Source organism: Bacillus sp. J33, assembly GCF_000518885.1.
GTDB lineage: Bacteria > Bacillota > Bacilli > Bacillales > Cytobacillaceae > Cytobacillus.
This window is the reverse complement of the sequence record NZ_JAEL01000061.1, coordinates 1-12,585: the sequence shown is the minus strand read 5'-3', so window position 1 is coordinate 12,585 and position 12,585 is coordinate 1. Positions and strand designations below refer to the sequence as shown.

The 12,585-nt window shown below is 40.6% G+C and carries 14 protein-coding genes; 11 read left to right on the top strand and 3 right to left on the bottom strand.

The window, feature by feature from the left end; translation table 11 throughout:
• The first annotated feature begins 88 nt into the window (after positions 1 to 88).
• The 7 genes from L634_RS0117050 to L634_RS0117020 all read left to right on the top strand — a co-directional run bounded on the left by L634_RS0117050 (position 89) and on the right by L634_RS0117020 (position 6,156).
• Entirely contained in the window at positions 89 to 784 is a 696-nt protein-coding gene (locus L634_RS0117050) for a DUF2953 domain-containing protein (protein ID WP_026583486.1), read from the top strand.
• A 17-nt stretch (positions 785 to 801) separates the two neighbouring features.
• On the top strand, positions 802 to 1,266 hold the full coding sequence (gene ytfJ, locus L634_RS0117045) for a GerW family sporulation protein (RefSeq protein ID WP_026583485.1): 465 nt from the start codon (positions 802 to 804) through the stop codon (positions 1,264 to 1,266).
• A 127-nt stretch (positions 1,267 to 1,393) separates the two neighbouring features.
• On the top strand, positions 1,394 to 1,894 hold the full coding sequence (gene tpx, locus L634_RS0117040) for a thiol peroxidase (protein ID WP_026583484.1): 501 nt from the start codon (positions 1,394 to 1,396) through the stop codon (positions 1,892 to 1,894).
• Between the two features lie 262 nt (positions 1,895 to 2,156).
• Positions 2,157 to 3,140: a class I SAM-dependent methyltransferase gene (locus L634_RS0117035; protein WP_026583483.1), complete on the top strand. Its 984-nt coding sequence runs from the start codon at positions 2,157 to 2,159 to the stop codon at positions 3,138 to 3,140.
• Between the two features lie 310 nt (positions 3,141 to 3,450).
• A complete protein-coding gene (locus L634_RS0117030) occupies positions 3,451 to 4,638 on the top strand; it encodes an acetate kinase (protein WP_026583482.1) in 1,188 nt (395 codons plus the stop codon).
• Positions 4,639 to 4,761: 123 nt separating this feature from the next.
• Entirely contained in the window at positions 4,762 to 5,601 is an 840-nt protein-coding gene (locus L634_RS0117025) for an EcsC family protein (protein ID WP_026583481.1), read from the top strand.
• A 42-nt stretch (positions 5,602 to 5,643) separates the two neighbouring features.
• A complete protein-coding gene (locus L634_RS0117020) occupies positions 5,644 to 6,156 on the top strand; it encodes a MogA/MoaB family molybdenum cofactor biosynthesis protein (RefSeq protein WP_026583480.1) in 513 nt (170 codons plus the stop codon).
• Positions 6,157 to 6,260: 104 nt separating this feature from the next.
• Here the strand turns inward: L634_RS0117020 and L634_RS0117015 are convergent, their stop codons facing one another.
• A complete protein-coding gene (locus tag L634_RS0117015; protein ID WP_026583479.1) occupies positions 6,261 to 6,575 on the bottom strand; it encodes an ABC transporter C-terminal domain-containing protein in 315 nt (104 codons plus the stop codon).
• Between the two features lie 243 nt (positions 6,576 to 6,818).
• On the opposite strand from L634_RS0117015, the gene pbp4b reads away from it, so the two are divergent.
• The 3 genes from pbp4b (at position 6,819) to argH (ending at position 11,421) form a co-directional block, all read left to right on the top strand.
• Positions 6,819 to 8,210, top strand: coding sequence for a penicillin binding protein PBP4B (pbp4b, locus tag L634_RS0117010; protein WP_026583478.1), 1,392 nt, complete (start codon positions 6,819 to 6,821; stop codon positions 8,208 to 8,210).
• Positions 8,211 to 8,815: 605 nt separating this feature from the next.
• Positions 8,816 to 10,027: an argininosuccinate synthase gene (locus tag L634_RS0117000; protein ID WP_198029785.1), complete on the top strand. Its 1,212-nt coding sequence runs from the start codon at positions 8,816 to 8,818 to the stop codon at positions 10,025 to 10,027.
• On the top strand, positions 10,024 to 11,421 hold the full coding sequence (gene argH / locus L634_RS0116995) for an argininosuccinate lyase (RefSeq protein WP_026583475.1): 1,398 nt from the start codon (positions 10,024 to 10,026) through the stop codon (positions 11,419 to 11,421). The genes L634_RS0117000 and argH overlap by 4 nt, the downstream gene beginning before the upstream one ends.
• Positions 11,422 to 11,520: 99 nt before the next feature.
• Here the strand turns inward: argH and L634_RS0116990 are convergent, their stop codons facing one another.
• Positions 11,521 to 11,973, bottom strand: coding sequence for a universal stress protein (locus L634_RS0116990; protein WP_026583474.1), 453 nt, complete (start codon positions 11,971 to 11,973; stop codon positions 11,521 to 11,523).
• Positions 11,974 to 12,083: 110 nt separating this feature from the next.
• Here L634_RS0116990 and L634_RS33905 point away from each other — a divergent pair, with 110 nt between their 5' ends.
• Positions 12,084 to 12,251 (top strand): hypothetical protein, encoded by a 168-nt coding sequence (locus L634_RS33905; protein WP_198029784.1) that lies wholly within the window; start codon positions 12,084 to 12,086, stop codon positions 12,249 to 12,251.
• Between the two features lie 152 nt (positions 12,252 to 12,403).
• Here L634_RS33905 and L634_RS31325 read toward each other — a convergent pair.
• The coding region (locus L634_RS31325; RefSeq protein ID WP_034262390.1) for a transposase at positions 12,404 to 12,585 on the bottom strand (182 nt) is incomplete at its 5' end.

Genomic DNA, 12,585 nt, shown 5'->3' with positions numbered 1-12,585 from the left:
AATATTTTCCATAAGCCTGTCACTCTTTGGTGGCAGGTTTATTTTTTGCCATTTGGGCATAATACATGGCTGAAAGGGTGTGAAAAAAGTGAAGTGGCTACTTATTGCCGTAATTGCCCTCATACTTCTTTTCATTTTAATTATGGCAACAAAATTGAAAATCTTATTTCATTTTTATCATGGAAATGATAATGATCATGTTAAGATCCAATTCAAAGCATGGTTCGGCCTAATCCGATACAAAATTGAAGTCCCGCTTATAAAAGTCGATGAAGACTCGCAAACTCTCGTTGTTAAAGAAAAAAAAGCAGCGGGGCCTCAGGAAGACACTGCGAATAAAGATACGAAACAATTCTCTGCAAAGGATCTTATCAATAGCCTTCATGATACAAGAGAATTGATAAATCATATTGTTTCTCTTCATAAAATTATCCGGAAATTCCTAAGGCATGTGACCATCAGCAAACTTGAATGGCATACCTTCGCAGGAGTCGGTGATGCAGCACATACGGGTATGCTAACCGGGGCTCTTTGGGCGATTAAAGGCAGTATTATGGGCTTAGTCAGCCATTACATGAAGCTGAAAGCAAGGCCTGATATCACCATCACACCACAATTTCAATTTGCCGTTTCACAAACAGCTATTTCATGTATGATTCATTTTCGTGTCGGGCATGCTATGTTAGCAGGAATTAAACTGATTAAATTTTGGAAAGGCGGGCGGCCTGATTTCAAAACAAAGCGGCTCTCTGCCTTATCCGATGATGGTTCAAAATCTGTATAAAAGAGGAGGAGCAGTTTATGTCTGACCATCCAATTCAAGGGCTAATGACTACTGCCATGGAAAACCTGAAGGAAATGATTGATGTTAACACCATTATTGGGGATCCTGTTGAAACCCCTGACGGGAGTGTAATTTTAACGGTTTCAAAGGTGGGCTTTGGATTTGCAGCAGGAGGAAGCGAATTCATGCTTGATGAACAGTCAGGCGAACAAAAGAGCCATCCTTTTGGCGGAGGCAGCGGTGGCGGTGTCTCTATTACCCCGATTGCATTTCTAATTGTTAACTCCCAAGGTGTTAAAATGGTTCACCTGGACGAGAGCACACATTTATATGAGAAAATCCTTGACCTTGCCCCTCAAGCTGTCGATAAGATCCAGCAAATGTTCAATAATAAGAACAGCGAAAGCAGCAGCGGGAACCAGCAGAGCCAAAGCCAAAACAGCCAGGATTACAATGGGCCTAAACAAGACCTTAATATTTAACAGAAGGAAGTTAACTTTCCCAGCGGGAGTTAACTTTTTTCTTGGATTGCACTCATAATAATTGCAAAAAAGATTCTGAAAAGATATGATTTACACTGTACATAAGTGATTAAGGAGGATGATTCATATGGCATCTATTACATTTAAAGGCAATCCGGTAACATTGCTTGGAAATGAAGTGAAAACAGGAGATAAAGCTCCTGAGTTCAAGGTACTGGCTAACGACCTTTCTGAAGTAACACTTGCTGATTCAAAAGGACAAGTGCGTTTGATCAGTGTTGTTCCTTCTATCGACACAGGTGTTTGTGATGCACAAACCCGCCGTTTTAATGAAGAAGCGGCTAAGCTTGACAATGTTAAGGTTATTACAGTCAGCGTGGATCTTCCATTTGCTCAAAAACGCTGGTGTGCAGCAGCAGGCATCGAAAACGTACAAACTGTTTCCGATCATCGCGATCTTTCATTTGGAGAAGCTTACGGAGTTGCCATCAAGGAACTTCGCCTTTTGGCTCGTGCCGTTTTTGTGGTTGATTCAAATGACACGGTTACTTATGCTGAATACGTTAGCGAAGCAACAGATCATCCAAACTACGAAGCAGCCGTAGAAGCTGCAAAGCAAGCTAAATAAGACAATGAAAGCCCTGGATTGTTCCGGGGCTTTCATTTTTTTCCCTATGGGGATGGTAGCGTAGTTTCTTGATAAATAAGAATTTCGCGGTCATGTTTCTTTAGCTTGGATAAAGTACAAATATAGCTGATAGACTCGGCTTTTCACGGATAACATTAAAATTTAGCGGATAAAACAAAGATCCATTCTCAGCACCAAACTTGTGAATGAAACAAAAGCCCGTTAAAATAGGAAATTAGAATAAGGACGGGAGGAATATGCTGTGAAAATAACTCCGGTTGAGGATTTATTTACAATATTTAATGAAACGGCAACCATCATGCAGGAAGAACTGCAGTGTACATACTTGGAAGCTTTAGCGGAAACGGGTGAAAACCTTTTTCATGAAAGTATTCTTCAGGACGAGCTTAGCGAACTGACTGTTAAAAGGCTGAAGAAGAGCTATGAATCCATTAACTTAAGTCAATATACAAACGAGGATGTCAGAAAGTCTTTTCAGCTTGCCATATTAAAGGGAATGAAGGAGAATGTGCAGCCCAATCATCAAATGACGCCTGATGCAGTGGGCATGCTGATGGGCTATCTGGTTGGCAAGTTTATCCAGGAAAAAACATTCCGTCTTCTGGACCCGGCTGTTGGGACAGGAAATTTACTTACCACCATTATGAATCATCAAAAGGATAAAACAGTTGAGGCAACAGGGGTTGAAATTGACGATCTTTTAATTAAACTAGCTTATATTAATGCCAATTTGCAGGAGCATCCGATTCAGTTTTTCAATCAGGATAGCCTTGAGCCGCTGTTTATTGAACCTGCGGATGCCGTAGTGAGCGATCTTCCTGTCGGCTATTACCCGAATGATGTTAGGTCGGCTGAGTATAAGCTTAGAGCAGATGAAGGGCATTCCTACTCCCATCACCTGTTTATTGAGCAAAGCATGAATCATGTAAAGCCTGGCGGCTATCTATTTTTCATCATACCAAATGGCATGTTTGAAAGCGATCAGGCACCAAAGCTTCATCAATATATAAAGGACCATGCTTATATTCAAGGCATGATGCAGCTGCCGCTTACCCTCTTTAAAAATGAAAGGGCAGCTAAAAGCATTTTCATTCTTCAGAAAAAAGGAGAAGGCATTACTCCTCCAAAACAGGCTCTTCTGGTTAATCTGCCAAGCTTATCTAAAACTGCGGAAGTAGAAAAAATTCTTAATAAAATTGATGCCTGGTTTAAAGATAGTAAATAATTCAAAAAACGCAGAAAGCCGCGATGTTGTTAGCGGCTTTTTTTAATGTTCCGAAATATAGAGAAGTATCAGAAAATCAGAAAATATTTAATTTAACATGAAAACGATACCAATGCAAGGTATTTCTTGAAATGTGCCTGTTTCAGTGTTTAAATGGGGAATTGAGAGATATTAATGATGTCCGATGTACAAAATAAGGTTATATCTTTTACACCTTACATCACATCGCATAGATTTTTTTATAAAAGTATGTGTTCAATTTTGGGGAAAGCCCTGCTTTTTGAACATTTTCTAAAGGAGCGGTTGCTTTATGGCAAAAATTATAGCAATTAACGCTGGCAGTTCCTCGCTGAAGTTTCAGCTTTTCGAAATGCCGAGTGAAGAAGTCATTACAAAAGGTTTAATTGAGCGTATCGGGTTGGATAATGCCGTTTTCAACATTTCTGTAAATGGCGAAAAAATGAAAGAAGTAACAGAAATTCCCGATCATGAAGTAGCAGTTAAAATTTTGCTTGATAAATTAACGAATCTTGGAATTATTCAATCACTTGATGAGATTGAAGGCATAGGGCACCGTGTTGTTCACGGAGGGGAAGCGTTTAACGATTCTGTTGTCATAACAGAAGAAGTTCTTGCAAAAATCGATGAGCTTTCAGAGCTTGCACCTCTTCACAATCCTGCCAATATTACAGGAATCAAAGCCTTCCAGCAAGTACTTCCAGATGTACCGGCTGTTGCAGTGTTTGATACAGCTTTCCATCAAACGATGCCAGAGAGTTCATTCCTATATAGCTTGCCATATGAGTATTATGAAAAATATGGCATCCGCAAGTATGGGTTCCATGGAACATCACACAAATATGTATCCGAACGCGCTGCTGAAATGCTCGGCCGCCCGCTTGAACAGCTTCGACTAATTTCCTGCCACTTGGGAAATGGCGCAAGTATTACGGCTATTGAAGGCGGAAAATCAATTGACACTTCAATGGGGTTCACTCCGCTTGCAGGTGTAACAATGGGAACTCGTTCAGGTAATATCGACCCTGCCCTTATTCCTTTCATTATGGAAAAGACAGGCAAGAACGCTGACGAAGTTCTTGATATCCTAAATAAAAAGAGCGGAATGCTGGGCGTATCTGGTTTTTCAAGTGACCTTCGCGATATTGAAACGCAGGCCGTTGAAGGCAATGAGAGAGCGGAATTAGCACTGGAAGTATTCGCCAACAGAATCCATAAGTATATCGGATCTTATGCATCCCGCATGTATGGCGTGGACGCCATTATCTTTACCGCAGGAATTGGTGAAAACAGTGATGTCATCCGTGAGCGTGTTCTTCAGGGACTAGAATTCATGGGCGTTTACTGGGACCCGGCATTGAACAAAGTGCGCGGTGAAGAAGCTTTCATCAGCTATCCTCACTCACCAGTCAAAGTCATGATCATCCCGACTAATGAGGAAGTTATGATTGCACGCGATGTTGTGAGATTATCTAAATAAAAAACCAAAAGCAAGGGCTTCTGCCCTTGCTTTTTTGTATGAAAATCATAATCAGCCGGAAGGAGAATTTACCATCTTACTTATGCTATACTGAGACCAATAAGATGTTTTGGAGGGATTGGGATGCCATTGAGCGAACGCGAAAATAGTATTTTGGCCGGGATTCGTGATTGGGAAAGTAAATTATATAGCTATGAACCCAATGATTTGGAAATGGTATACGACAAGGCATTGGAAAGATCCTTTTCCATGCTGCCGGAAGAGGTGCAGCAGCAGTTTTTTTCATCCCTCGATAGCTGGCTGTTCCACCTTCATGCATTAATTCAGGGCTCACAGCTGCAAATGGATGCAAAGGAACGCATTTTGACTGCAGGGCGTGTTTTTCATTCTGATATAGAGACTGTTGAAGATCTTAAAGCATTAAATATTGATCAGCTTCAATACATAGCACAGCAGCAAATTGCCCGCCATCGGCTATATTCTTTTGCTCAGGGAGGAATTGCTGGTACAGGAAGCACATTGATGCTTGGTGCAGATATTCCTGCAATGGCTGTCATAAATCTTCGGGCAGTACAGCTGATTGCGATGGCCTATGGATTTGAGGTAAATACTCCTTATGAAATGATGAGCTCTCTTAAAGTTTTCCATGCGTCCACTCTTCCGCCGCGCATGCAAGGCAGTGCATGGGAAGAGCTGATGCAAGAGCTCCGAAACCAGGAAGACTCCTATTTTTATGAAGGGAAGGAAGAATTGGCTGACATCACTTGGATGGAGCAGCCCATTAAACAGATCTTTAAAGCGATGGCCATTTATTTCTTTCGGAAAAGGTCAGTTCAAGGGATTCCATTTATCAGCATGGCAATCGGAGCGGGAGCAAATTACCAGCTGACACGAAATGTAACAGATTTCGCACATAAGTATTATCAAATGAGGTATTTGCACGAAAAGAATAAGAGGGGCTAGGATTTTACGCAAGTCTATTGAGATAAGCAAAGGTGATGCAAAGTGAGTACATTTGAGCATAAAAAAGAAGCGCCAAAAGAAGTAAAATGCAAAGTTGTAACCGTAAGTGATACGAGAGATCAAGAAACAGATAAAAGCGGCAAGCTGATGATTCAGCTGCTGGAGGAAGCAGGGCACTCAATTGCTGATTATGTAATTGTAAAAGATGAGACTGCTTCAATACGAGAGGCAGTTTTAAAAGGATGCGAAGACCCCAATATCGATGCTGTACTTACTAATGGGGGGACGGGAATTGCTTTGCGCGATGTAACGATTGAAACAGTGAGGGAATTATTTGACAAAGAAATGGATGGGTTTGGTGAATTGTTCCGAATGCTTAGCTATACGGAGGATATCGGGTCTGCCGCCATTCTATCCAGAGCAGCAGCCGGCTCTGTCAATCATACAGCTGTTTTCTCTACTCCAGGATCTTCTGGTGCTGTCCGCCTCGCCATGAATAAACTGATTCTTCCAGAACTTGGACATGTTGTCAGGGAATTAAAGAAAGATTTATAAATAAAAAATCCTTTCCACACCCGGAAAGGATTTTTTATGACTGCCACGCTCTGTAAATGCCGCACCAAGGAAAGCTTCCAAGGAAAATTGGAACAAGCGCTTTTTTATGAATGTATTTTCCCTGTAATATCCTGATTGGTTCTATACCAGAGCCATAAGTCATTAATAATGGACGCAAGCTCTGAAATTTCACTGTTAAGTTTGCATGATTTCTCGAAATTGCCTTCATCCGAAAGCTTAGCCTGTTTCCTGTTGATTTCCGCTTCAAGCTCGGCAATCCGGTCCGGAATCCTCCCTCTTATCTTTTCCCACTGAAAAAGAATTAGCTGCTGGGTTTTCGGTGAATATTCATCCCAATCGCAGTCAAAATCTGGAATTGGGATGCCAAGCCGGCTATCATGTGAAAAATGCTCCTCCATTTTAAAGCCCCCAAAGAATAATCTTGTATTCATTTTACTATAAAGCTGTCTTTGCTGCATGAAAGATTTAGTATCCATTCTTACTTTTGCAGATAATACTATGGAACTAATTAAAGTTTTGGCAAATAAATTATTTCTGGTTCTGAAGAACTGAAGTAAAAAGAAGTCCGATGTTTTAATTTACAAGTTTATTAAATATCAAATAAGTTGTTTAAATATTTAATTAATTTAAAGGAGGAGAATATGAAAAGGTTTATAAAAAATGCAGCGGTATTTAGTATGGCGCTGGGACTGCTCCTGCCAGCGCACTCGGCAGCCAATGCAGAAACCTTAGGTAAAACAGGAATTGTCAACAGAGAAGCATATGTATTTAAGAATAAAAATACTGCAGAGTATCCAACTTTATCAAAAGCAACTAAACCGGAGGATGCAGGTTTTTCTTCAAAAGGACTTAAAGAAATTGATAAGCTCATCAATAAAGAAATAAAAAATGGCTTTCCCGGAGCTGTCCTTATTGTTATTAAGGACGGGAGAATTGTCAAAAACTCAGCTTACGGTACCGCAAAAATATATGAAAAATCAGATCAACTGAAACATCCGCAGAAAATGAAGACAGGCATAATGTTTGATTTAGCATCAAATACGAAAATGTATGCTGTTAATTTTGTACTCCAGCATTTGGTAAGTGAAGGAAAAGTTGATCTGCAAGAGAAAATACAGCATTATTTTCCTGAATTCAAGGATTCAAATGAGGATGAAGTAAAAGGAAAGGATGAACTCCGTATCATTGATTTGCTCCATCATACTGGGGGATTCCCATCAAGTGTCCACTATCATAACCCTGATCGAGCAGGGGAGCTTTATTCGCAGGAAAGAACCAATACACTTGAGATGCTTCTAAAAACCCCTCTTCAGTATGAACCAGGCACAAAACAGATTTATAGTGATATCGATTATATGCTCCTTGGATTTATTATTGAAAAAATAACAGGGGAGCAGCTTGACAGCTATACTGAAAATCATATTTATAAGCCGCTGGGTTTAAAACATACATTTTTCAATCCTCTTCGCAAAGGACTCAAAGAAAAGGAATTTGCTGCCACTGAATTAAATGGGAATACAAGAGATGGGGTAATTTCTTTTCCTAATATAAGAACCTATACACTCCAGGGAGAGGTCCATGATGAGAAGTCTTTCTATTCTATGGACGGAGTATCCGGACATGCAGGATTATTCTCCACAACCGGAGATCTTGCTGTGCTAATGCAGGTTATGCTGAATAATGGCGGATATGGGAAAGTAAAGCTTTTTGATAAAGAAACAATAGACCAGTTTGTGAAACCTTATGAGATGAACCCTACATATGGATTAGGATGGCGTTTGAACGGAGATTCAAGCATGGAATGGATGTTCAGTAAATATGCAGGCAATGAAGTATTTGGACATACAGGCTGGACAGGTACGGTTACAGTCATTGACAGGGAAAATAATTTAGCCATTGCATTGTTAACAAACAAAAAACACTCACCAGTTATTGATCCCTTAAAAGACCCTCATAAGTTTTACGGGGACATATATAGCATCAGTCAATATGGAAATGTGGTGTCAGCAGTTTATGAAGCATTGATTTATTAAACATAGGCTTTGTAAAACTTATAGCAGATATTAGCAGCCTGCTGAGTGAAGTGGAAGGTGCGATTCTCGAAAGCGCTAACGTGTTTTCGTTTATTAGAGGTAGCTTTATTCAAAGTCCGGAGTGAGAAGCGTCAGCGGAGACGCCACGGGCGAATGCACCGGGGGGCGACGTCCGCCTGTGAATGCTTGAGTGCTTTCAGCGGAAAACAACAGGCAAATTTAATAGTGCCTAAACCAAAAAGCAAAAGTCTATTAAGGCTATTGCTTTTTTATTTGAAGGCTCTGTTTTATTGGCCTGTTGATTTCCGCTCCAGGCACTCGCTTTCCGCGGGCGGTCCGGAAGCCTCCTCGGCGCGAACGCCTGCGGGGTCTCCCTTTGACACGCTCCTCCCGCAGGAGTCTCGTGCCTTCCGCTCCAATCAACAGGGTGCAAAAATCAACAATGAGCCTTAACACAGTCTATTTGAAAAAAACGCATTAATTTTTATACATTTTTAAGAATAAGTATTGATTTTTGAAACAAAGGTTGTTAAAGTAAGAGAATAATAAATGAATAAAAACATAAATTAATTGTATATTTATACGTATAATTTTGAGGAGGAAATATAATGTCACAAAATAAAGTTGTTCTTGCTTATTCAGGCGGTTTAGATACATCAGTTGCTATTAAATGGCTTCAGGATCAAGGGTACGAAGTTGTTGCGTGCTGCCTGGATGTTGGCGAAGGAAAAGACTTAAACTTTATCCAGAAAAAAGCTTTGTCTGTCGGAGCAATTCAATCCTATGTCATTGATGCAAAAGAAGAATTTGCTAATGAATATGCATTAATTGCCCTTCAGGCACACGCATTATATGAAAACAAATATCCTTTAATTTCTGCTCTTTCACGTCCGCTGATCGCCAAAAAGCTTGTTGAAGTGGCAGAAAAGGAAGGTGCAGTTGCAGTAGCACACGGATGTACAGGAAAAGGAAACGACCAGGTTCGTTTTGAAGTGGCCATTCAGGCATTAAATCCTGAGCTTCAGGTGTTAGCCCCTGTTCGTGAGTGGAGCTGGTCACGTGAAGAAGAGATCGAATATGCAAAACAAAATGATATTCCAATCCCAATTAACCTTGATTCTCCATACAGCATTGACCAAAATTTATGGGGAAGAAGCAATGAATGCGGAGTGCTTGAAGATCCATGGGCAGCACCTCCAGAAGATGCTTATGATCTAACCGTTTCACTTGAAAAAGCTCCCGATACACCTGATACAGTTGAAATCGGCTTTGAAAAGGGTGTTCCTGTCAGCTTAAATGGGAAAGGCATGAAGCTTTCTGAACTAATAGCTGAACTGAATGAGCTTGGGGGCAAGCATGGGGTTGGACGAATTGATCATGTTGAAAACCGCCTTGTCGGCATTAAGTCCCGTGAAGTATATGAGTGTCCGGGGGCAATGATATTGCTTAAAGCGCATAAAGAGCTTGAGGATTTAACACTGGTAAAAGAAGTGGCGCATTTTAAACCGGTTATTGAGAAAAAAATTGCAGAGCTTATTTATGAGGGGCTTTGGTTTTCACAGCTGAATAATGCACTGGCTGCATTCCTTAAGGAAACGCAAGGTTTTGTAACAGGTACAGTAAGAGTGAAGCTGTTTAAAGGGCATGCTATTGTGGAAGGAAGAAAATCTCCTTATTCACTATATGATGAAAAACTGGCTACTTATACATCTGAGGATGAATTTGACCATAATGCTGCAGTAGGCTTCATTAAGCTATGGGGATTGCCGACCAAGGTACAAAGCATCGTTCAGAATGACAAGAAGGTGACAGTGTGAAAAAGTTATGGGGCGGCAGATTTACTAAATCTGCTGAAGAATGGGTAGATGAATTTGGAGCATCGATTTCATTTGACCAGGAATTAGTTATGGAAGATATAGAGGGAAGCATGGCCCATGTTGCCATGCTTTCCAAAACAGGTATTATTTCAGAGGAAGAAGCAGCGAAGATTAAAGGCGGGCTTCAACAGCTAAAGGAGAAAGCTGTCAATGATGAACTGTCATACTCTGTAAAGCTTGAAGACATCCATTTGAATCTTGAAAGTTATCTGACTGATTTGGCTGGTCCTGTCGGCGGAAAGCTGCATACAGCAAGAAGCCGAAATGATCAGGTAGCGACAGATATGCATTTATACTTGCGAAAGCAAGTGAAGCTGATTATTGATTTGATTAATGAAATGCAAGCAGAGTTAATCGGGCAGGCTGAAAAAAATGTGGAAACCATTATGCCTGGATATACACATCTTCAAAGGGCCCAGCCAATTTCCTTTGCACATCATTTGATGGCCTATTTCTGGATGCTGCAGCGCGATAAGGAAAGGTTTGCAGAAAGCTTAAAGAGAATTAATCTTTCTCCTCTCGGGGCAGGAGCTCTGGCAGGTACAACTTTCCCAATCGACCGCGAATATTCAGCTGGACTGCTGGGGTTTGAAGGCATCTATGAAAATAGTCTGGATGCTGTCAGCGATCGAGATTTTATTCTTGAGTTTTTATCTTCAAGTTCAATCCTGATGATGCATCTTTCGCGTCTAAGTGAGGAATTTATTCTTTGGTCAAGCCAGGAATTCCAATTCATTGAACTTGATGACAGCTTTGCAACAGGAAGCAGTATTATGCCGCAGAAGAAAAATCCTGATATGGCTGAACTGATACGCGGCAAGACAGGCCGTGTATACGGAAATCTTATGGGATTGCTCACTGTCTTAAAGGGGCTTCCGCTTGCCTATAATAAAGATATGCAAGAAGACAAGGAAGGCATGTTTGACACAGTAAAAACTGTGACCGGTTCACTGAAAATCTTTGCGGGCATGATTCGCACAATGAAGGTAAATTCAGACCAAATGGAAAAAGCAACAAAAAATGATTTTTCCAATGCAACTGAACTGGCCGATTACCTTTCTGATAAGGGAATTCCATTCAGGGAGGCACATGAGATTGTCGGAAAACTTGTCCTTGTATGTGTTCAAAAAGGCTGTTTTCTAGGAGAATTGCCTCTTGATGAATTTAAGAAGGCACATTCATTATTTGAAGACGATATTTATGAAGTGCTGGACCCTTATACGGCTGTCAAAAGGCGAAACAGTGCCGGAGGGACAGGCTTTAAACAAGTGAGCATTGCCATTGAAAAAGCAAAGAAATTCCTTGAGGAAAAAGAGCAGGTTATGAATTCATAATGCCACAAGAGCGCTGTTATCAATACAGCGCTCTTATTTTAATAAGAGAGTGCAGCTTTTTAACTTCAATAACTGACTGGCTCCGGCACTCTATCTCCGTTACTCATCTTCTTTATCAGTTCTTATAACGAGGACATCACAGCGGGCATAGCGGGTAATATGTTCAGATACGCTTCCAATTAGGAATCGCTCAACTGCATTCATTCCTGTAGCACCGCAAATGATTAAGTCGACGTTATGCTTCCTTGCAATATCTTTTGGAATCTTCACTTTAGGAGAACCGTAATCAATTTCAAACTTTACATCCTCAATGCCTGCATCCATTGCAGTTCTTTTATATTTTTCCATTAATTCAGAAGCAAAGCGGTCAGCTCTCTCGGCAATGGTGCGGTCATAGGCTTCTACAGTGGCAAAAGTCCGGGTATCGATAATATGCGCCAATACCATAGAGGCATTATTCCTTTTAGCAATCTCAATTGCTTTTTTAAATGCCCATTCAGCTTCAGTTGAACCATCTACAGCGACTAATATCTTGTGATACTTCAAGCCCATGTTAATCTCCTCCTTTACCTAAATTATACAGCTGCAAAACCTGAATATCTGTAACAAAAAATCGAACAATAGTAAAGCCTATTAAAATTTTTAAAAAGGAGCAGATGACGATGGAAAAGAGAGAACCGAAAGCGCAATCTCCGTATTTTTTTGATGAACAGGGTACAAATGAGGTAAGTGCTCAAATAATGAATGCCTATAACAGCGGTGTCATTGACCAGTCTAATGCACACTTTGACATGGAAGCCCAGGAGCGGAATGAAGGAAGATTGCAATAAAGGGCTTATGAAGAGGTTGACTCAAAAGGTCGTTGAACGACGACTCTTTTGAGTCAGTTTTTTATTTTGAGATCATTTTGTCCTCAATTTCGAGTAACTTATTCAAAATTAGGAGAGATATCCCNATTTATCCTCCTAAACCTTCACTCTTTTTACCTGTTTTGTAGAAGATCATCCCACTTTTTTAAATTGTGGGCAACACAAATAAGACCCCAATCCGTGGTGTTTTTGGATAGGCCTCTTAGAGAAAACCGGTTGAATTTTCGGTTGTGTTTAATTTGTCCAAAGACGGGCTCGACATCTATTTTTCGGCTTCTGTACTTTTTATTGCCTT